This window comes from Candidatus Pelagibacter sp. HIMB1611 (genome assembly GCF_052047715.1).
Lineage (GTDB): Bacteria > Pseudomonadota > Alphaproteobacteria > Pelagibacterales > Pelagibacteraceae > Pelagibacter.
In genome coordinates this window covers 629,606-648,038 of the sequence record NZ_JBNAJM010000001.1, presented here as the reverse complement: position 1 = coordinate 648,038, position 18,433 = coordinate 629,606, and the positions used below count along the sequence as shown (strand labels likewise).

Below are 18,433 nucleotides of genomic sequence, written 5' to 3'. Positions count from 1 at the left end.
CTCAATATATAACAATTAAAGGCTCCTTAGAAATAAGGAGCCTTTTTTATTTTGAAATATCTTTTAATATTTCTAGGACTTCTTTTGCGTGATCTTTTACTTTAACGTTTTCCCAGATTTTTAGAATTTTACCTTTTTTATCAATTAAAAAAGTTGTTCTATTAATCCCCATAAATTCACGGCCCATAAATTTTTTCTTTCCCCAGACTTTGTATTTTTTTAATACTTTAATCTCTTCATCTGCAAGTAAATCAAATTTGATTTTATATTTATCTCTGAATTTATCATGGCTTTTTAAGCTATCTTTTGAAATCCCGTATACTTCACATTCTAGCTTTTTAAATTTGGCTAATAATTTATTAAAGTCATTAGTTTCAATTGTACATCCAGGTGTGTCATCTTTTGGATAAAAATACAAAACTACATATTTTCCAAGTGAGTCTTTTAAAGAATATTTATCCTTTGAAGTTGATGGTATTACAAATGTTGGAGCTTTTGAGTTTATTTTTAATGTCATAATTTATTTTTTTCCCATAATTTTTTATAATCTATTAACGGTGATAAACCGTAAATTGAATTAATATTAGTAAAATGAACAGCTATTGCTGGCATAGGACTAATGCAAAGTTCCTTTTTATATATATCATGAAAAGGTTTTTCAAAAGGATAATGTTCAAACTCACATGCACTAACAAATTTTTTAAAATGTTTATTAATTATTTTTTTACTAGTAAGGAACGTACATAAAGTTTCGTTAATTTTACGCCAATGATATTTGTTTCCTAATAAAATATTTGAATTCTCCACCTTGTTATATAAATAAGGGTAATCTGATGGACACATTATAAGTTCGGTTCCTAGTTGAGTAGATATTCTTTCGTAAGCATATATCATTTCCTCAATAGCGTCGGGTTTGTGAATATAATCATCCTCTACAAAATATACTAAATCTTCACAATTTTTGCCTAAATTTAAAGATTGATTTATATTAGACATGTTTGAAATTTGATTATTGGTAACAATTTTTCCCTGTTGATTTATTTTTTTAATATTCCTTTTATACTTATTTATATCCAGTTGAATTATTTCATTTTCAAAAAATTGATTATTTAAAATTTTTTCAAATTTTTTAATGATAGCTTTGTCACTATTGTGATCAACAATTGTCAATTTTAGTTTAATCTTTTTAAATATTTTTTTATTATTATTAATTGAGTTAATAATCGAAACTAATGTTTTTAAAGAATATTCAGATTTATTTTTTTTAAAAACTCTTTTTTTTGATTGTGATAACATATTTACTGAGGCACAGGTTCTTAAAATTATATCTAAAGATTTAACTGACCGTGTAATCTTAATTCTACCCATCGGAATGATTAAAGACTCTTTGCCTATATTAGAGAGGTTTTTTATGTCTTTTTTGTTACTAACAGGAAGTGTTAAATTACCTTGATCAATAATTTCAAAGTCAAAAATTCTACAAATTTTAATAAACAGTTTTTTTAAAAAATTTGATTTAATTGTTTTATTTTGAACTTTCATAAGCTAGAAATAATTAATAATAACAGTTAAATCAATTCAAACTTTATTTATTGATACTATGAGTGAAATTAAAACTATAAATGCTGATGAAGCTTATCAAATGGTTCAAGAAAAAAAATGCAATTTAATTGATATTAGAGAATTAAATGAACTAGAACTTACTGGAAGAGTTGAAGGAGCCAACCATATACCTATGGGAAATTTAGAAGCTCTTCTTGATCCTAATAGTGAAATTTTTAAGGAAGGCCAAATTGATAGAGACAAAGAGGTAGTCTTATTTTGTGCTGGAGGAATTAGATCTGAAATGTCAGTAAAGTCTTTAACTGAAAAAGGTTTTAAAAATATTTCTCACATTGAAGGTGGTTTTGGATCTATCAGCAATAGTAGTTTTAAAATAGTCTAAATATTTTTAATCTCATCTAAAGCATATTCTAGACGGTCTTGTCCCCAAAAAATTTTATTATTTACTATAAATGTTGGAGCACCAAAAACCTCTTTTTTAAAAGCTTCTTGTGTTAATTGTTTTAATTTATCTTTAATATCTTGGTTACTAATCGAATAGAAAAAATCATTTTCATTAATTTTTAATTTTTTTAATAGTATTTTAATATTTTCTTCTTTGTATAAATCTTGATCTTCTTTCCAATAAGCTTCAAAAAAACTATTTAAGTATTCTTCTTTTTTATTATCATTAACAAAAAGATAGCCTCTCATTATATGCAAAGAGTTTATTGGAAATCTAGAATTCCACTTGAAATTAATGTTGTTTTTTTTTGCAACAAGCTCACAATCATTTTGCATATTTTTTATTTTATATTTGTTAAATGCAGGAGCAGTAATACCTGCTAAGTTATGAAGACCGCCTAACAGTATTGGCTTTAATTTAAAACTAACATTATTAATTTTTAAAATTTTTTTATATGCGATGTAAGCGTAAGGACTGATGATATCGAAGTAAAAATCTATATGATTACTCATATAGATTTAATTTTTTGGCGTAAAAAATTCTAATTATCCAATAAATAAACAATCCAATAGGTCCAATTAAGTATGTAATTATTAAAGGGACTGACATTAATACTTTGTTTATGTAGTATTTTTGAGAGTCTTTCACCATCCATCCACCAACAAATAAATTTATAGCTATAAAATGAGTCCAGAAAAGAGTTAGGTACAGATTGTCTTCAAACAGCCGAGATAATTCAACCAAACCAAGGTACAAACTAAAATTAGCGTCGAAGTCATAACCAACTATGAAAGATCTATATAAAATATAAATATAAACCCCGCCTAATAATAGAAATGGAAATATAGTAGTTACTAAATATCTACTCAAATGAGACTGGGGAAATACAATTAATATGAACCAAAAAGGTATAACTCCTAAATTGATCCACATATACAGCACATCAATTGTGAAATAGTTATAAATTTGTTCGATCATGTTTATATTATATAAAATCTAACGATGATTCCTATAAGAAATAAGAGAAAAACACTTCAAGTTACTGTTGATGAAATGAGGAATTTTGCGTTTGCCTATGTTGAAAAATATGCACCTTCAAAACAACAGCTTAAAACATATTTATTAAAAAAATATATGAAACTTTCTGCAACAGACTCTAGAAAAAAAGATGTAAATAAATTAATTGATATTGTTTTATCTGATCTAGAAAAAAATAAATTTATCAATGATCAATTTTATTCAGAAAGTAAAGCAAAGAGCATGATCCAAAGAGGAAATTCTATAAATAAAATTAGAAATTATTTAATGGGCAAAGGAATTGATGATGGTTTTATCAAGGATACAGTTGATAAAATAAAAGAAGATAATTCTGATCAGGATTTTTTTTCAGCTATAAAATTATGTAAAAAAAAGAGAATAGGACCAGCAAGAGCAGAGGATAATAGAACTTTGTTTTATAAAAAAGATATTTCTTTACTAGCAAGAAATGGATTTGATTTTGAAACATCAAAAAAAGTAATGGATATTGATAAAAATGAATATGAAAAGATAATTAAATTACTTTAGTTTTCTTTTTTTCTCTTCATCAACAAGATGATTTATTTTGTTTCTAATATAATTTTTAACAAAAACAAAAACTAGTAATCCGAAAATTGAGACGGATACTATTATAATTAAAATAATTCTTAATTGCTCATCCATTAAATTATATTTTTACTTTTTAAAATTAAACTTGGATTTTTTAGATCTTTCTTACCATATAAAATTTCATTACCATAAAAGTCTCTCACAGATCCTCCTGCATTTTCTAAAATTGCATGTCCTGCTGCAATATCCCATTCGTAAGCTCTAGGCTCAGCAACATAACCATCAAATTCACATGCAGCAACAACACAAAATTTTAAAGAACTTTTCATTCTAGTATGTTCCTTAACACTCAATTGATCATAAATTTTTTGTATCTCAGGTTTAATTTTATTGCTGTAAGAAATGAAATTAAGTGGCTCTGTTCTTTTAGATGGTAACTCAGAAAGGTTTATTGTTTTTTCATTAGTAAACTCAAAAGATTTACCTTTCCCATATGAATAAAACATTCTTTTTTTAGCAGGTGCATTTATTAAACCTGCAACAGGTTTGTTATTAATAATTAAGCCTGCATTAATAGTAAATTCTTCTAAATTATTTATGTAATCATAAGTTCCATCTATAGGATCCACCAACCAAAAATCTTTTAATTTAGAATTATTTTTGTTTTCTGAAGTTTCTTCTGAAATAATTGGAATCTCAGGTGTTATTTTAGATATTTGAGAAGATATGAAATTATTTACTTCAATATCACCATTACTTACTGGTGTATTGTCAGATTTAATTTCTTTACTTAATCCTTTTTCTCTTAGTTGAATGGACAAGTCTCCCGCTGATAAAAAAGTATCAACTAAATCTTCAATGATTTTTTGTAAGTCCATCTTTTATTTACCTATTTTTTTTAATTCTATATTTTTTGCATTTATTACTTTTTTACCTGCATTTTCAAAATTAACAGTAACCTTATCTTTTATAATTGATTGTACTTGTCCAATGCCCCATTCTTTATTCTCAGGATTAGTGACTTTGTCACCTGGTTCATAATCTAAAATCATTTAATTTAACTTATATTGTAAATAAGTATAAATACCACCTAATGAATAAAGAATTAAACTCTATCGGAATTAACAAAAAACCTGAAGACACAACGGTTGTTGTTGCAATGTCTGGTGGAGTAGACTCGTCAACTGTAGCAGGAATTATGAAAAACGAAGGTTATAAAGTTATAGGCATTACTCTTAAACTTTATGACGACGGAAAAGAAGTAGCTCAATCTAAACAGTGTTGTTCAGGTCAAGATATTATGGATGCAAAACGTGTTGCTCATAAATTAGGTATTGAACATAAAATTTTATACTATCAAGATAAATTCAAGCAAGGAGTAATAGATAATTTTGTTGATAGTTATTTAAAAGGTGAAACTCCAATTCCATGTGTTCAATGTAATCAAACAGTAAAGTTTAAAGATTTATTTGAAGTATCAAAAGATCTTAAAGCAGATGCATTAGTTACAGGACATTATGTAAAAAATATTACATCAAACAACACCAATAATATGTACAGAGCAATTGATGAAAATAGAGATCAAAGTTATTTTTTATTTAACACAACAAGAGAGCAGCTAGATTATTTAAGATTTCCATTAGGTGGAATGTTAAAAGATAAAACAAGAGAAATTGCTAAAGAGCTAGATTTAAATGTAGCTGATAAACCAGATAGTCAGGATATTTGTTTTGTGCCTAATGGAGATTATGCATCAGTAATTAGAAAATTTAGACCAGACTCTTTTCAAAAAGGTAACATTAAAAATTTAGATGGAAAAGTAATTGGTGTTCATGATGGTATTATTAATTTTACCATTGGACAAAGAAAGGGAATTAAGGTTTCTGATAAAGAAGCTTTATATGTCTTAAAAATAAATTCAGATAAAAATGAAATTATAGTAGGACCTAAAGAAAACCTTGGAAAAAAAGAAATATCTTTAAAAGATTTAAATTTATTAACTGATAAAAAAGATCTTGATCAAAATATATTTGTGAAGGTTAGATCAACAGGTAGTCTTCTTGAGGCAAAAGTAGATTTAAAAGATAATAATACTGCAAATGTTCATCTATTAAATCCTGAGGATGGAATATCTCCAGGACAGGCATGCGTATTTTATAGCAAAGACCAATATGGTCATAGAGTTCTCGGCGGTGGTTGGATTAAAGAATAGCGGTGGTTGGATTAAAGAATAAAAGAATTATTTCTTCTTATTTTTTCTTTTTGCTCTTCTCTTTTTGGAGCCTTGTTTTCTTCGACCCCTATGTTTCTTCGGATAACTCATTTAGTCCTATTTATTAATTTATTGACGTTTTTTACGGGATATAGCATTGTCTTTTAAACATATCAAATTTTATTATGAGCAATTCATTTAAAACATTTTTAAAACATACAGCGAAAGACTTTCATAATCAGTCTGTAAATCCTCCAATTGTGCGTGCATCAACGATTATTTTCAAATCGATGCAAGATATTAGAAAAACTCAAGAGAAAGCCAAAAAAAATCCTACCGGTGGACATTTTGATTACGGAAGACAAGGAACTTCTACGACTCATATTTTGCAGCAAATTTTATCTAAACTTGAAGAAAGTTATTTTACTTTTTTAACACCCACCGGATTTGGAGCAGTATTCCTTGCAATCTTCAGTGTTACAAGACCTGGTGATGAAATTATTGCAGCTGACCCAGTTTACAGTCCAACTAGACTTTTGACACAAGATTTTTTAAAAGAATTTAATATCAAAACAACTTTTTATGATCCACACGATCTTAAGACATTAGAAAAAGCAATTACCAAAAAAACTAAATTAATTTTTGTAGAAAACCCAGGAAGTAATACTTTTGATTTTCAAGATTTAGGGAAGATTGTCTCGATAGCAAAAAAACATAAAATTTTAACAGCACTTGATAATACGTGGGGAACTCCATATTTTTTAAAACCTATTAAACTCGGTTTTGATATGGCAATTGTTTCAGCAACAAAATACTACTCAGGCCACTCCGATGTGATGGGTGGAAGTTTAGCAGTTAATAAAAAAGTATTTCCAAAAGTAAAAGCAACTGAAAGGCTTACAGGTTTAAGATTAGGACCTGATGATGCTTATCTAATTACAAGAGGATTAAGAACTTTAGATGTAAGATTAGATAGACATAGAGAAAATGCAAAAAAAGTAGCAGAATTTTTATCTAAATTTAAAAATATAAAATTATTGTATCCATACAAAAAAGACTCTTATAATTTTAGAATGTGGAAGAAATATTATTCAGGCGCTTCAGGTTTAATGGGTTTAAGAATTAAAGCTAAAAGCGAAAAAGCAGTTGTTAAATTTGTAAATAATTTAAAATTATTTGGACACGGTTATAGTTGGGGAGGGTTTGAAAGTTTAGCTTTACATCAAAATGTTAGAGAACAAGGAAATAGAAGCTATCTTAAATTAGCGAAAAACGAGTACATAGTTAGACTGCACATTGGTTTAGAGGATCCAAGTGACCTTATCGCTGATATTAAGCAGTCAATGAAACATTTAAAGTAAACTGTGAATAATTTTTTTCAAACCAAAACAGCAATGGTTACGCTCATTGCATGTTGCTTAGTTGTAATTATATCTCTTGGAATTAGACAAACATTTGGTTTGTTTTATTTTGATTTTTCAACAGATCTAGACATCACTATTTCTCAATTTGGTTTTGCAATGGGTTTACAATTATTTTTATGGGGTGCTTTCAATCCTCTGTTTGGAGTTATTACAGATAAGTATGGAGGTAATATTGCAATTTTCATTGGTTTCTTTTTTTATTTACTAGGAGTTTTTCTTTTTTATTTGGGTTTTAATACTGGTGTTAATTTTATTTATACAATAGGTATTTTAATAGGTGTAGGCTTAGGATCTACAGCAATCAGTATACCTGTTTCTGTTGTTGCTAAACATTATCCAGCATCCAGAAGGACAATGGCCACAGGAATAGTTACAAGCGCAGGTTCTTTTGGTTATTTTGTTTCACCTTTAATTGTAAGTTATTCTCTTGTTGAAAATGGTTGGGAGAGCACGATGCTTTACTTCTGTTTTTTGTTGGGACTAGGATTAATCGTTTCTTTGTTTGTTAGTACTCCAAAAACTCCTGTTGGCGTTAAAGATAATAATAATCAAACTGCAAGAGAGGCTTTGAAAGAAGCACTTAATAATAAAAGTTTTATTTATTTAACTTTAGGATTTTTTGTATGTGGATGGCACATAGCACTAGTGGCAACACATATACCAACTTATATGGTAGACAAAGGTTTGCCTGATTGGTGTGCAACAACTGTTCTTTCATTAATAGGACTTTTTAATATGGTGGGAACTATTGTGAGTGGTTATCTGGCAACAAAATATAGTAAAAAATATTTATTAAGTGCAATTTATTTATTAAGAGGCGTCTCTATAATTGTTTTTATTTCTTTTCCTCCAAGTGTAATTAATTCAATAATATTTGGTATTACTTTTGGTTTTTTGTGGCTTTCTACTGTTCCACCAACTAACGGGATAGTTGCTCATATATTTGGAACAAAGTATGTGGGAATGCTTTATGGTATCGTGTTTGTTAGTCATCAATTTGGATCATTCTTAGGAGCATATTTAAGTGGAGTTTTTTATGAACTTACAGGAAATTTTGATTATGCATGGTACGGATCTATCGCATTATCAATTTTTGCAGGTTTGATACATTTGCCTATTAATGAAAAAGCAATTGAAAGAACTCAACCGGCATAAATTTAATCCTTATTTAGAGGATCTTTATCAATCAGATAAACCCATGATTATCTACAAGGTAAGTGGTGGGTATAATATTTATACTGATTTTTCTAAAAAGATTATTTTAACAAATAAAAATATTAATAATTTTTTAAACAATTTTAATAAATCAAAAAAAAAATCAGAAACTGATATGTTTATTGGTTTTTTTGGCTATGAAATTTTATGTAATTTGCTTGGATTAAAAATAAAAAAACAAAAAAAATTAAATTTTTATAAAGGTGCGTTTTATAAACCTGAAACAGTAATAAAAATTAGAAAAAAAATTTCAATATTTTCTAAAGTTAAGAAACAAAAGTTTAACAGCAGCTTTAAAGCTACAAAAATATTATCACCTTTTAAATTAAATATTGATTTCAAAAAATATGAAAAAATTTTTAATGTTTTTTCAAAAAAAATTAGACAAGGGGAAACATACCAAATTAAAATTTGTACTAAATACAAAAATAAATCAGATATAGATCCTATCAACTTTTTTTGGAAATTAATGAAAGTTAATGCGTCTCCAGAAGCTTTTATGATAAGAGATAAAACTTACTCTATAGTAAGTTGCTCACCTGAAACATTGATTGATAAAAAAGGACTAAGTATTTTAACAAAACCTATTGCTGGAACACTTAGAAAAAATAGAAATCTTAACAAAAATAAAGCGTTAAGTTTTTTTAGAAAAAATATTAAAGAAACCAAAGAACACAATATGATTGTAGATATGGAAAGAAGTGATCTTTCAAAAATTTGTAATCCAGGAAGTGTAAAAATTATCAAAGAGAAAACTGTTGAAGAGTATAAGGATCTTTATCACTATGTTACTTTAATTAAAGGAATATTAAAAAAGAGTGTTAAAAATATTGATATAATTAAAGCAATGATGCCTGGAGGTTCAGTAATAGGTTGTCCTAAAATAAGCACTCTAAATCTTTTAAATAACCAAGAAAAAGAAAACAGAAACATTTACACAGGAAGTTTTGGTTATATGAAATTTAATGGAGATATGAGATTTAATATTATTATTAGATCAATTTTAAATTATAAAAATACATCAGAAATTTCTGTAGCCTCAGGAGTTGTTGTGGATAGTAATGCCAAACATGAATTCAATGAAAATTATATAAAGGCAAAAGCATTAATAGATTTATTTAAATGATTTATGTGATTGATCATAAAGATTCATTTACTCACAATGTAGTACATCAACTTTCTATATTTGATGAAGTTGAGTGCAGTGATTTTAATGAAATTAATTATTCTAAACTTCACAAAGCTTCAACAATAGTGCTATCACCAGGTCCAGGTTCACCAAAAGATTATCCTTTAACAACTAAAATTTATAAAAAATTTAAAGGTAAAAAAAAAATAATAGGAATTTGTTTAGGATTTCAACAAATCTTATTTTCTGAAGGAGGAAAAATAGTTGAACAAAATAAAATTTATCATGGTTTTCAATCCAATGTCATAGTGAATAAACAGAGTAAGTTATTTAAAAAAGGTCAAATTTTTAAAGTTGGAAGATATCATTCATTAAAACTAAAAGAGCCTTTTAAGGCAAAAAATTTTGATATAACTATGAGATGTGCTATTTCAGGTTCTGCAATGTCTATAGAAAATAACGTTGATAAAGTTTATGGATTTCAATTTCACCCAGAATCATTTTTAACAATCAATGGTAACACTCTTATTAAAAAAATCTTATCAGCTAAGTAATCTCAAAGAAGTTTCTTTTAAAGATCTTTGGGGGTCTAGAGGTGTATTTACAACAATGCGAATGGTTGGAAAACCTTCCAAGCTAATATTGTTAAAACCACATATTGAAAATTTAATTAAATCTACAAAAAAATATGAAATTAGAAAAAAAAACTTAAAGAATATTATTTTAGATCTAATTAAGAAAAATACACTCTACAAAGGTCCTGACAATTTATTTCGAATTGCTTTAAATAAAAAACTAATATCTGTATCTATAAGAAAAAGACCAATACTTAAAAAAAATTTTAGTCTTTTATTATTTAAATATAAAAGAGTTGAGCCAAATTATAAAAATCTTTATTACAAAAAAATTTTAGCAAAACTTAATAAGGTTGACTCATCTAAATTCGATATTGCTTTAGTTGCAAACAATAAAATTTTAGAAACTGGTACTTCAAATTTAGTCTTTGTTAAAAAAGGAAAAATATTTTCTCCAAAAAAAAATTGTTATTTTGGAAATACACTTAAATTTATAAGTAAAAAAGTTAAAATTAATTTTAAAGATATATCAATCAAAGAAATTAAGGATTTTGAAGAAATTATTCTTATTGGATCAGGAAAGGGAGTTACATCAGTGTCAAAAATAGATGAATTGAAATGGAAAAGTAGAAACAATATTTCCTTTAATAAACTTAGCAAAATATATAATACTCTTATTTAAACATGAGAGATCCAAACAATCCTTGTTTATTCTGTGATTCAAAAAAAAGTGGTATTGCTCACGAAAATGATCTTGCTTATGCAAGTTACGACTCTTATCCTGTTTCTGATCATCACTGTTTAATAATTCCTAAGCGACATATTAAAGACTATTTTGACATGACTAATGATGAGTTGATTGCATGCAATGATTTATTGCAAATGATTAAAAATGAGATTTTAGAAAAAGATAATACTGTAAAAGGGTTTAACATAGGCACAAATGCTGGAAAAATTGCAGGTCAATCTATACTGCATTGTCATATACATTTGATACCAAGAAGAGAAGGTGACGTAGATAATCCCCAAGGTGGGGTAAGATCGGTAATACCCAACAAACAACATTACAAACGTAAACCGTAAGTTGTTATTAATGACAATATTGACCAATAGTTTTGGTTGAACTCTTTATTCAACTAGATTAGAAAATCTCAAACTAACTTTATAAATAATTAAAAATTATGTTATCTACAAATCCTTTTTCAATATTAGCTGAAACTGTTTCACCTTTTGCAATGCAAAGCTTCATAATTGCTATGGTAATTTTGATTGCAGCTGGAACAATTATACAGATGATTGTTCACAAAAATGTTACTTATTTTTTTAACAATGCAAAAAAAGCAAAAGCAAATGCTGTTAAGGAATTGAGTTCAGGAGAAAGAGCTTCAATTATCGCAAAGACAACAGTTTATGATATCGGCACAACTGCAGAACTTGGATTTGGAAAAAGAAGACTTGCACATGTTCTTGGTATGTACGGGACAATATTATTTTGGGTTGCATCAGCAGTCCTAGTATTCTGTTATACAGGGGCTGATAAACCAACTTCATCTACATGGTCAATGATTTGGCATGTAGGTGCAATACTTACATGTATCGGTGGATATTGGTTCTGGTTTTTCTTAAGAGTAGACGTATCTGCGGAGGCGCATCCTTGGTACAGAATAATTAAAGCTGATTTATTTGTTTTAGCTTTATTAGCTTGCTCAACATTTGGTTTGTTGTGGTCTTACACACAATCTAATGGTCAAGCAGGATTATCTTATTTATTTTTGACTTTATTTGTTCTTTCAAATTTAGTTTTATTTGGAGGAGTTTATTGGTCTAAATTTGCACACATGTTTTATAAACCTGGTGCAGCAATACAAAAAAATTTAGCAGAAGCAGATGGTTCACGAGACAACTTACCTCCTCCTGCTGACGCGCCTGAACAGTTTGGTTTAGGTATTAAAAGAGAACAACCTAAACACTATTAATATGATGAAATTAAAAAAGGAGAATAAATAATTATGTCAACTTTCGTATACATGACAAGATGTGATGGCTGTGGTCACTGTGTAGATATTTGTCCATCAGATATTATGCACATAGATGAAAATATCAGACGTGCAAAAAATATTGAACCTAACTTTTGTTGGGAATGTTATTCATGTGTAAAAGCATGTCCAAATCATGCAATTGACGTAAGAGGTTATGCTGATTTTGCTCCTATGGGTCACAGCGTTAGAGTTAGAAGAGAAGAAGAAAAAGGAACAATCTCATGGAAGATTAAATTTAGAAATGGAACAGAGAAAAACTTTGTTTCTCCAATTACTACAAAACCATGGGGTAAATTTATTCCAAAACTTGCTGAAGGTGACAAACCAAATCAAGGTGAGATTAATTCACAAAGACTTTATACTGAGCCAGAAGGTTTGAATATTGATGGTGAATTACCATCAGTTCCAAAAGAGTCGTTTAAAAAAGGAGTTTATTACTAATGGCTAGACATAAGACACATTACGAGGATTGCGATATATTAGTTGTTGGTGGTGGTATGGCTGGAACAGGTGCTACGTTCGAGGCTAGACACTGGGGAAGAGATATGAAAATTGTTTGTGTAGAAAAAGCAAACATAGATAGAAGTGGGGCTGTTGCTCAAGGTCTTTATGCAATTAATTGTTACATGGGAATGCAATGGGGAGAAAATCAACCTGAAGACCATGTTAGATATGCAAGAAATGACTTAATGGGAATGGTTAGAGAAGATTTAGGTTACGACATGGCAAGACACGTAGACTCTACTGTCCACATGTTTGATGAATGGGGTCTTCCAATGATGAAAAATGAACAAACTGGAAGATATTTAAGAGAAGGTAAATGGCAGATCATGATCCATGGTGAAAGTTACAAACCTATTGTTGCTGAGGCGGCAAAAAAATCTGCTGACAAAATTTATAATAGAATAATGATCACTCATCTTTTGATGGATGAAGAACAAGAAAATAGAGTTGGTGGTGCTGTTGGTTTTAATATGAGAACAGGTGATTTTCATGTTTTTAGAGCAAAAGCTGTAATAGTTGCAGCTGGTGGTGCTTCTCATATCTTCAAACCAAGAGCAGTTGGTGAAGGAATGGGTAGAACTTGGTATGCCCCTTGGAGTAACGGTTCAGCATATGCTCTTCCTATTGCTGCTGGAGCTAAAATGACACAAATGGAAAATAGAATTGTGTTATGTAGATTTAAAGATGGTTATGGGCCAGTTGGAGCTTATTTCTTACACTTAAAAACGTATACCCAGAACGCTAATGGGGAAAATTATGAGAAGAAATGGTATGATCAAACTAAAGAATTAGTTGGCGAATATATTGATCATCACCCAACACCTACTTGTTTAAGAAATCATGCTTTCATTCAAGAAGTTGCTGCTGGTGGTGGACCAATTCATATGGTTACAACTGAAGCTTTCCAAGATCCACATTTAGAAACAGTTGGTTGGGAGAATTTCTTAGGTATGACTGTTGGTCAAGCTGTAGTATGGGCGTCTCAAAACATTGATCCTAAATACACAAACCCTGAATTAACAACTTCAGAACCTTATGTAATGGGTTCACACGCTACTTGTTCAGGAGCTTGGGTAAGCGGTCCTGAAGATTTATCTCCACCAGAATATTTCTGGGGTTATAACAGAATGCTTACAATTGATGGTTTATTTGGTGCTGGAGACACTGTGGGTGGAAGTGCTCATAAGTTTTCATCTGGATCTTTCACAGAAGGTCGATTAGCTGCTAAAGCTGCTGTTAAGTATATCGAAGATAAAAAAGCTGAAGGAGTAAAGGTTTCAGACAAACAATGTGAGGATTTCAAAGTTATGGTTTACAAACCACTTGAAAACTTCACTGTTGCACAAAACGAAATCACTGGTGGAACTGTTTCTCCTAGCTATATATCACCAATCCAAGGTCTACAAAGACTACAGAAGATTATGGATGAATATGTAGGTGGAATTACATCTAATTATATGACTAATGGCAATATGTTGAAAAGAGGCCTTGAATTACTTGAATGGCTTCAAGAAGATCTTGAGCATGTTGGTGCTGAGGATTATCACCAATTGATGAGAGCTTGGGAGTTGAAACATAGAGCTTTAACTTCTCAGTGTGTAACTGAACATACTTTATTTAGAGAAGAAACTAGATGGCCAGGATACTATTATAGAGGAGATCATATGAAACTTGATGATGATAATTGGCATTGTCTGACAGTTTCTAGAAGAGATCCAAAAACTGGTAAATTTAGTATGGAGAAGGTTCCGGTCTACCACATCGTGGATGAGAACGAGAAGAAAAAAGCTTCTTAAGATACTTTAATTAGAATTAGACAAGTAATGGATATTTTATCAAAAAAAGATGATGAAATATATGAGTTGGCAAAACCTATTTGGTTCAACTTGGTAAAATCATCAAACCTTAAAGATTATGGAGGATTTACTAGAGATTTTTCAACTCAGATGCTCTTTGGAGCCAATGAAGTAGAGCTTGGAAAACAATGGGCTAACAATAAGCTTATCACTAATCTTCACGAAACGTTTGAGCCTTTTGGGTGTCTTAGAAGAGGAGAGCATATAACTGTTCTGATAAAACAGACCAATAAAGAAATTCCAGGAGAATTTTTAGGAAGGTTAGTATTGGGTGTTGAGGATGAAATGGTTAAAGTTTTTGGCGCAACGATCTATTAGAAAAAAATTTATCTAATTTTAAAATAATATTTGACAATTTGTTCTCTGGGTGTATTGACGCACTTAATGCAAATTTCTAACGTAAAAATTTTCAATAAACTAACTAGCTTAAAAGTTTCTTTAATGAAGACAGGTATATTTTTAAGTCTAGCTGCTTATTGGGGAGTTATTATAGTTGGAACTTTTATTACTTTTAACTAAGTTGTTTTTAAACAATTTATTTATTTAAATGGATGTATTTTTACCCATAGCGCAAGTTTTTGTTAATCCAATAGAAATTCTTATATTAAGCGCAATCGTTGGTGTCCTTTCCGGATTGTTTGGAGTGGGAGGTGGTTTTTTAATGACACCTTTTTTAATTTTTTTAGGAATTCCTCCTGCATACGCAGTTGCAAATGAAGCAAACAATATCTTAGCCACTTCAGTTTCTGGTTCAACAACACATTATCTAAAAAACACTTTAGATTACAAAATGGGTTTAATGATTGTCATTGGTGGCGCTATAGGTACCTCATTAGGAATTTTTACCTTTTCTTATTTTAAAGGTATCGGGAAGATAGATACCGTAATCTCTTTAGCTTACATGTATATTTTAGCAATCATTGGATCTTTAATGTTAGTCGAAAGTCTTGGTGAAATAGATAAAGCTAAAAGAAACGTTTTAGTTAAAAAAAAATTACATGTTCATTATTGGATCCATGGTCTTCCTTTAAGAATGAGATTTCCAAAATCAAAATTATATGAAAGTATTTTTACTCCAATAGTTATTGGTTTAGTAGTTGGTTTTATTGCTGCAATAATGGGAATAGGTGGAGCATTTATATTAGTGCCAGCAATGATTTATATAATTAAAATGCCAACTAAACTTGTTCCTGGAACTTCATTATTTGTTACTATTTTTGTCAGTGTAATTGTTACTTTCCTGCATTCATTTAATTATGGTTCGATTGATTTACTTTTAGTTTTTCTACTTGTTATTGGATCAATAATTGGTGTTCAGATTGGACAAAAATTAGGAGAGAAAATTGATAGCTCAGGATTACGAGCATTGATGGCTATTTTGATTTTAGCAGTTGGTATTGCAATTGCTTATGATTCATTTTTTGCAGATCATGATACAAATGCAACAACTACTTCTGCAATTTCGGATTTAAATTTTTTCTCACAATTTATTTTAGATTTTTCTAATGAGATGCCATTCTTTTATGGATTATTTTCAATTATGTTTGCAATATTTTTAGGTGTAGCAGCAGCGTTTATTAGAAGATTTTTTTCAAATCTTAAAAAACAAATTTTGTTGAAATCTTAATTGAATAAATAAAGATACAACTCAATAGTCCCCAAACAAACAATTCCAACAGTAGCCATTCCAATAAATCCTACCACAAAAGGTTTATACCCCATATCTTTTATATCTCTTAAATTGGTAGACATACCAATTGCTGCCATTGCCATTGTTAGGAATATTTTTGAAAAAGACTTAATACCATCCACAGTGTTAAACCAAAGTTCACTGTTGTTTGAAATAAAAAGTTGATCACCAACATTTCGAACAATAATCATTGCAACAAACCCAAGAACAAAATAGGGAAAAATATCAATTATTGAGTATTTTTTTTCTTTAGCTTGTCCTCTGTTATAAAGATAAGCAAATAATGGTATCATTATAATCAAAAAAGTATTTCTGATTAGTTTAGTAACTGTTGCTACATTTAAAGTCTCTGGACTATTGAATTGCTGATCATAGATCAATCCTGCAGCTGCTACTTGCGCTGTTTCATGTATAGAAGTTCCTAAAAACAAACCGATTAGAAGTGGTTCACCATTAAAATAAAAATTTGCAAAGTATGGGTAGATCAACATTGAAAGAATTCCAAACAAAGTGATGTTTGCAATTGCGTAAGATATCTCATTTTTTTTGGCACCAATTACAGGTGCAGTTGCCATGATTGCTGTTGTTCCACAAACTGTACTGCCAATTGATATTAAATAAGCCATTCTTGTTGGGATTTTTAATTTTTTAATTAAAAGTTTAATTACTGCTAATACACTTACAATACAAATTACAATTAAAGGAATAGCAATTGCACCAAATTCAAGAAACTCAAAAGGTTTTAATTGAATACCTAAACAAATTATTCCAAGTTTTAAAATATTTTTTTGAGTAAAATCCAAACCCCTTTTGAAACTTTCTCTTATTTTAAAAATGTTTCCAAAGAACATTCCTAATAGGATAGCTATCATTGCAGTGGATATAGGACTTTTTTCGTATCCTAATAATTCAATACCAATAATATTATTAAAGCCTTGAGATAATGTGTAGAGAACAAACGCAAGTATAATACCAGGTAAAAGTACCAGGTACTTATTTTTAGCCATAAAGTAGGATTTTTAATTAAGCACTTCTGTAAAGCTTAGTCATTACAAATTCTCTATGACCTAAAGCTTCAGCACAAGTTAACCTTCCATTAGCTGTTCTAATAGTTGCTTTAATTAGCTCATCACCAGCTTGATCCAAATTCATTTCTCTAGAAAGTATTTTAGAAACATCGCAGTCGATATGTTCTTTCATGCTGACTGCTGTTAATGGATTGGCTGTTAATTTTACAACTGGTTCAATTGGGTTTCCAATAATATTTCCTTGTCCTGTTGGGAATAAGTGAATATTAAAACCACCAGCGGCTTGCAAAGTAACACATTCTGCTGCAGCTGAAGAAGTATCCATAAAATATAACCCTGGACCTTTTTGTGGTTCTTCAGCAGGTGTTAAAACATCTACAAATTGTCTTGATCCTATTTTTTGGAAATTACCAAATGCTTTTTCTTCAATTGTAGTCAGTCCTCCAGCAATATTTCCAGCAGTGGGTTGACTTTCTGATAAATCATCTGTTGCTTCTTTTAAAATGAAATCATTGTATTCATTCCATGTTTTTTTAAACTTTTCTTGTGCTTCTGGAGTTTTACCTCTTTTTTCACAAACAGTTTCAGCACCTGTAAGTTCTGAAGTTTCACCAAAACATAAATGAACTCCTAATGGCTCTAATTTATCCATTAAATTTCCAACTGTTGGATTAGATGCAAGACCTGAGGTAGTGTCAGACTCTCCGCATTTTACTGAAATCCAAAGATCACTTATTGGACACTCTTCTCTTTGTTTTTCAGAGGCCCACATTGAAAATTCTTGAGCTTTTTTTGAAGCTTTCATGATTGTTTCAATGTCACCAGCACCCTCAATACTAAAACCTTCAACAGGTTTTCCAGTTTTTGCTACTTCATCAACAATTCTTTTAGTCCATTTAGGCTCAATGCCAATAATTATAGCAGCAGCAACATTCGGGTTTTTTGCTGTACCTATCATTGTTCTAAAATGTAACTCTAAATCAGCACCAAACTGTAATCTTCCATACGAGTGAGGTAACGCAATTGTGCCTTTAATATTGTTTGCGACAGCTTCTGCACAAGCATTTGAAATATCATCAACAGGCAAAATGATTACATGATTTCTTGTTCCAGCTCTGCCATTTTCTCTTTTATAACCTAAAAAACTTTTTGGGATTTCCATATTA

At 29.5% G+C, this 18,433-nt stretch carries 23 protein-coding genes; 15 read left to right on the top strand and 8 right to left on the bottom strand.

Annotation, left to right across the window (positions count from 1 at the left end; genetic code table 11):
- Positions 1 to 46: 46 nt before the first annotated feature.
- Both bcp and ACTTAS_RS03650 read right to left on the bottom strand, forming a co-directional pair.
- Positions 47 to 517: a thioredoxin-dependent thiol peroxidase gene (gene bcp / locus ACTTAS_RS03655; protein WP_440678358.1), complete on the bottom strand. Its 471-nt coding sequence runs from the start codon at positions 515 to 517 to the stop codon at positions 47 to 49.
- Positions 514 to 1,542, bottom strand: coding sequence for a glycosyltransferase family 2 protein (locus tag ACTTAS_RS03650; protein WP_440678357.1), 1,029 nt, complete (start codon positions 1,540 to 1,542; stop codon positions 514 to 516). Before ACTTAS_RS03650 ends, bcp begins: the two co-directional genes overlap by 4 nt.
- Before the next feature lie 58 nt (positions 1,543 to 1,600).
- Between ACTTAS_RS03650 and ACTTAS_RS03645 the strand changes: the two genes are divergently transcribed.
- Complete coding sequence (locus ACTTAS_RS03645; RefSeq protein WP_440678356.1) at positions 1,601 to 1,945, top strand: rhodanese-like domain-containing protein; 345 nt, start codon at positions 1,601 to 1,603, stop codon at positions 1,943 to 1,945.
- On the opposite strand, the gene ACTTAS_RS03640 is transcribed toward ACTTAS_RS03645, so the two are convergent.
- Both ACTTAS_RS03640 and ACTTAS_RS03635 read right to left on the bottom strand, forming a co-directional pair.
- Positions 1,942 to 2,520, bottom strand: a complete 579-nt coding sequence (locus ACTTAS_RS03640) for a 2-hydroxychromene-2-carboxylate isomerase (RefSeq protein WP_440678355.1) — start codon at positions 2,518 to 2,520, stop codon at positions 1,942 to 1,944. The genes ACTTAS_RS03645 and ACTTAS_RS03640 overlap by 4 nt on opposite strands.
- Positions 2,513 to 2,986 (bottom strand): ABA4-like family protein, encoded by a 474-nt coding sequence (locus ACTTAS_RS03635; protein WP_440678354.1) that lies wholly within the window; start codon positions 2,984 to 2,986, stop codon positions 2,513 to 2,515. The genes ACTTAS_RS03640 and ACTTAS_RS03635 overlap by 8 nt, the downstream gene beginning before the upstream one ends.
- Before the next feature lie 24 nt (positions 2,987 to 3,010).
- Between ACTTAS_RS03635 and ACTTAS_RS03630 the strand changes: the two genes are divergently transcribed.
- Positions 3,011 to 3,574 carry a regulatory protein RecX gene (locus ACTTAS_RS03630; RefSeq protein ID WP_440678353.1) on the top strand — a complete coding sequence of 188 codons (564 nt, stop codon included), beginning with the start codon at positions 3,011 to 3,013 and terminating at the stop codon, positions 3,572 to 3,574.
- Positions 3,575 to 3,708: 134 nt separating this feature from the next.
- Here the strand turns inward: ACTTAS_RS03630 and ACTTAS_RS03625 are convergent, their stop codons facing one another.
- Both ACTTAS_RS03625 and ACTTAS_RS03620 read right to left on the bottom strand, forming a co-directional pair.
- Entirely contained in the window at positions 3,709 to 4,473 is a 765-nt protein-coding gene (locus tag ACTTAS_RS03625; protein WP_440678352.1) for a 3'(2'),5'-bisphosphate nucleotidase CysQ family protein, read from the bottom strand.
- Between the two features lie 3 nt (positions 4,474 to 4,476).
- On the bottom strand, positions 4,477 to 4,647 hold the full coding sequence (locus ACTTAS_RS03620; protein ID WP_440634941.1) for a DUF3553 domain-containing protein: 171 nt from the start codon (positions 4,645 to 4,647) through the stop codon (positions 4,477 to 4,479).
- A gap of 41 nt (positions 4,648 to 4,688) precedes the next feature.
- On the opposite strand from ACTTAS_RS03620, the gene mnmA reads away from it, so the two are divergent.
- The 13 genes from mnmA to ACTTAS_RS03555 all read left to right on the top strand — a co-directional run bounded on the left by mnmA (position 4,689) and on the right by ACTTAS_RS03555 (position 16,176).
- Entirely contained in the window at positions 4,689 to 5,807 is a 1,119-nt protein-coding gene (gene mnmA / locus ACTTAS_RS03615) for a tRNA 2-thiouridine(34) synthase MnmA (RefSeq protein WP_440678351.1), read from the top strand.
- Positions 5,808 to 5,992: 185 nt separating this feature from the next.
- Positions 5,993 to 7,168 carry a trans-sulfuration enzyme family protein gene (locus tag ACTTAS_RS03610; protein WP_440678350.1) on the top strand — a complete coding sequence of 392 codons (1,176 nt, stop codon included), beginning with the start codon at positions 5,993 to 5,995 and terminating at the stop codon, positions 7,166 to 7,168.
- A gap of 3 nt (positions 7,169 to 7,171) precedes the next feature.
- Positions 7,172 to 8,386 carry an MFS transporter gene (locus ACTTAS_RS03605; RefSeq protein WP_440678349.1) on the top strand — a complete coding sequence of 405 codons (1,215 nt, stop codon included), beginning with the start codon at positions 7,172 to 7,174 and terminating at the stop codon, positions 8,384 to 8,386.
- A 43-nt stretch (positions 8,387 to 8,429) separates the two neighbouring features.
- On the top strand, positions 8,430 to 9,572 hold the full coding sequence (locus ACTTAS_RS03600) for a chorismate-binding protein (RefSeq protein ID WP_440678348.1): 1,143 nt from the start codon (positions 8,430 to 8,432) through the stop codon (positions 9,570 to 9,572).
- Positions 9,569 to 10,129: an aminodeoxychorismate/anthranilate synthase component II gene (locus tag ACTTAS_RS03595; RefSeq protein ID WP_440678347.1), complete on the top strand. Its 561-nt coding sequence runs from the start codon at positions 9,569 to 9,571 to the stop codon at positions 10,127 to 10,129. The genes ACTTAS_RS03600 and ACTTAS_RS03595 overlap by 4 nt, the downstream gene beginning before the upstream one ends.
- Entirely contained in the window at positions 10,089 to 10,832 is a 744-nt protein-coding gene (locus tag ACTTAS_RS03590) for an aminotransferase class IV (RefSeq protein ID WP_440678346.1), read from the top strand. The genes ACTTAS_RS03595 and ACTTAS_RS03590 overlap by 41 nt, the downstream gene beginning before the upstream one ends.
- Positions 10,833 to 10,834: 2 nt before the next feature.
- Positions 10,835 to 11,233, top strand: a complete 399-nt coding sequence (locus ACTTAS_RS03585; protein ID WP_440676210.1) for an HIT family protein — start codon at positions 10,835 to 10,837, stop codon at positions 11,231 to 11,233.
- A gap of 98 nt (positions 11,234 to 11,331) precedes the next feature.
- Positions 11,332 to 12,126 carry an adenylyl-sulfate reductase gene (locus ACTTAS_RS03580; protein WP_440651279.1) on the top strand — a complete coding sequence of 265 codons (795 nt, stop codon included), beginning with the start codon at positions 11,332 to 11,334 and terminating at the stop codon, positions 12,124 to 12,126.
- A 33-nt stretch (positions 12,127 to 12,159) separates the two neighbouring features.
- Positions 12,160 to 12,630 (top strand): adenylyl-sulfate reductase subunit beta, encoded by a 471-nt coding sequence (gene aprB / locus ACTTAS_RS03575; protein ID WP_075506608.1) that lies wholly within the window; start codon positions 12,160 to 12,162, stop codon positions 12,628 to 12,630.
- Positions 12,630 to 14,489, top strand: a complete 1,860-nt coding sequence (gene aprA, locus ACTTAS_RS03570; protein ID WP_440678345.1) for an adenylyl-sulfate reductase subunit alpha — start codon at positions 12,630 to 12,632, stop codon at positions 14,487 to 14,489. Before aprB ends, aprA begins: the two co-directional genes overlap by 1 nt.
- A gap of 27 nt (positions 14,490 to 14,516) precedes the next feature.
- Positions 14,517 to 14,867: a hypothetical protein gene (locus ACTTAS_RS03565; RefSeq protein WP_075506610.1), complete on the top strand. Its 351-nt coding sequence runs from the start codon at positions 14,517 to 14,519 to the stop codon at positions 14,865 to 14,867.
- A gap of 66 nt (positions 14,868 to 14,933) precedes the next feature.
- Positions 14,934 to 15,068: a hypothetical protein gene (locus ACTTAS_RS03560; RefSeq protein WP_440614490.1), complete on the top strand. Its 135-nt coding sequence runs from the start codon at positions 14,934 to 14,936 to the stop codon at positions 15,066 to 15,068.
- A 28-nt stretch (positions 15,069 to 15,096) separates the two neighbouring features.
- Complete coding sequence (locus tag ACTTAS_RS03555) at positions 15,097 to 16,176, top strand: TSUP family transporter (RefSeq protein WP_440614489.1); 1,080 nt, start codon at positions 15,097 to 15,099, stop codon at positions 16,174 to 16,176.
- Here ACTTAS_RS03555 and ACTTAS_RS03550 read toward each other — a convergent pair.
- Both ACTTAS_RS03550 and ACTTAS_RS03545 read right to left on the bottom strand, forming a co-directional pair.
- A complete protein-coding gene (locus ACTTAS_RS03550) occupies positions 16,173 to 17,246 on the bottom strand; it encodes a YeiH family protein (protein ID WP_440678344.1) in 1,074 nt (357 codons plus the stop codon). The two genes, ACTTAS_RS03555 and ACTTAS_RS03550, sit on opposite strands and share 4 nt — an antisense overlap.
- A gap of 16 nt (positions 17,247 to 17,262) precedes the next feature.
- Positions 17,263 to 18,429, bottom strand: coding sequence for a UxaA family hydrolase (locus ACTTAS_RS03545; RefSeq protein ID WP_075506613.1), 1,167 nt, complete (start codon positions 18,427 to 18,429; stop codon positions 17,263 to 17,265).
- Positions 18,430 to 18,433 lie beyond the last annotated feature (4 nt).

Excerpts from the sequence above, each read along its gene's own strand:
- bcp (WP_440678358.1), bottom strand. The coding sequence starts at position 517 with ATGACATTAAAAATAAACTCAAAAGCTCCAACATTTGTAATACCATCA.
- ACTTAS_RS03545 (WP_075506613.1), bottom strand. The coding sequence starts at position 18,429 with ATGGAAATCCCAAAAAGTTTTTTAGGTTATAAAAGAGAAAATGGCAGA.
- ACTTAS_RS03585 (WP_440676210.1), top strand. The coding sequence starts at position 10,835 with ATGAGAGATCCAAACAATCCTTGTTTATTCTGTGATTCAAAAAAAAGT.
- ACTTAS_RS03630 (WP_440678353.1), top strand. The coding sequence starts at position 3,011 with ATGATTCCTATAAGAAATAAGAGAAAAACACTTCAAGTTACTGTTGAT.
- ACTTAS_RS03550 (WP_440678344.1), bottom strand. The coding sequence starts at position 17,246 with ATGGCTAAAAATAAGTACCTGGTACTTTTACCTGGTATTATACTTGCG.
- ACTTAS_RS03610 (WP_440678350.1), top strand. The coding sequence starts at position 5,993 with ATGAGCAATTCATTTAAAACATTTTTAAAACATACAGCGAAAGACTTT.
- ACTTAS_RS03625 (WP_440678352.1), bottom strand. The coding sequence starts at position 4,473 with ATGGACTTACAAAAAATCATTGAAGATTTAGTTGATACTTTTTTATCA.
- mnmA (WP_440678351.1), top strand. The coding sequence starts at position 4,689 with ATGAATAAAGAATTAAACTCTATCGGAATTAACAAAAAACCTGAAGAC.
- ACTTAS_RS03650 (WP_440678357.1), bottom strand. The coding sequence starts at position 1,542 with ATGAAAGTTCAAAATAAAACAATTAAATCAAATTTTTTAAAAAAACTG.
- ACTTAS_RS03635 (WP_440678354.1), bottom strand. The coding sequence starts at position 2,986 with ATGATCGAACAAATTTATAACTATTTCACAATTGATGTGCTGTATATG.
- ACTTAS_RS03565 (WP_075506610.1), top strand. The coding sequence starts at position 14,517 with ATGGATATTTTATCAAAAAAAGATGATGAAATATATGAGTTGGCAAAA.
- ACTTAS_RS03600 (WP_440678348.1), top strand. The coding sequence starts at position 8,430 with ATGATTATCTACAAGGTAAGTGGTGGGTATAATATTTATACTGATTTT.
- ACTTAS_RS03640 (WP_440678355.1), bottom strand. The coding sequence starts at position 2,520 with ATGAGTAATCATATAGATTTTTACTTCGATATCATCAGTCCTTACGCT.
- aprB (WP_075506608.1), top strand. The coding sequence starts at position 12,160 with ATGTCAACTTTCGTATACATGACAAGATGTGATGGCTGTGGTCACTGT.
- ACTTAS_RS03590 (WP_440678346.1), top strand. The coding sequence starts at position 10,089 with ATGGTAACACTCTTATTAAAAAAATCTTATCAGCTAAGTAATCTCAAA.
- ACTTAS_RS03645 (WP_440678356.1), top strand. The coding sequence starts at position 1,601 with ATGAGTGAAATTAAAACTATAAATGCTGATGAAGCTTATCAAATGGTT.
- ACTTAS_RS03555 (WP_440614489.1), top strand. The coding sequence starts at position 15,097 with ATGGATGTATTTTTACCCATAGCGCAAGTTTTTGTTAATCCAATAGAA.
- ACTTAS_RS03620 (WP_440634941.1), bottom strand. The coding sequence starts at position 4,647 with ATGATTTTAGATTATGAACCAGGTGACAAAGTCACTAATCCTGAGAAT.
- ACTTAS_RS03595 (WP_440678347.1), top strand. The coding sequence starts at position 9,569 with ATGATTTATGTGATTGATCATAAAGATTCATTTACTCACAATGTAGTA.
- ACTTAS_RS03560 (WP_440614490.1), top strand. The coding sequence starts at position 14,934 with ATGCAAATTTCTAACGTAAAAATTTTCAATAAACTAACTAGCTTAAAA.
- ACTTAS_RS03580 (WP_440651279.1), top strand. The coding sequence starts at position 11,332 with ATGTTATCTACAAATCCTTTTTCAATATTAGCTGAAACTGTTTCACCT.
- aprA (WP_440678345.1), top strand. The coding sequence starts at position 12,630 with ATGGCTAGACATAAGACACATTACGAGGATTGCGATATATTAGTTGTT.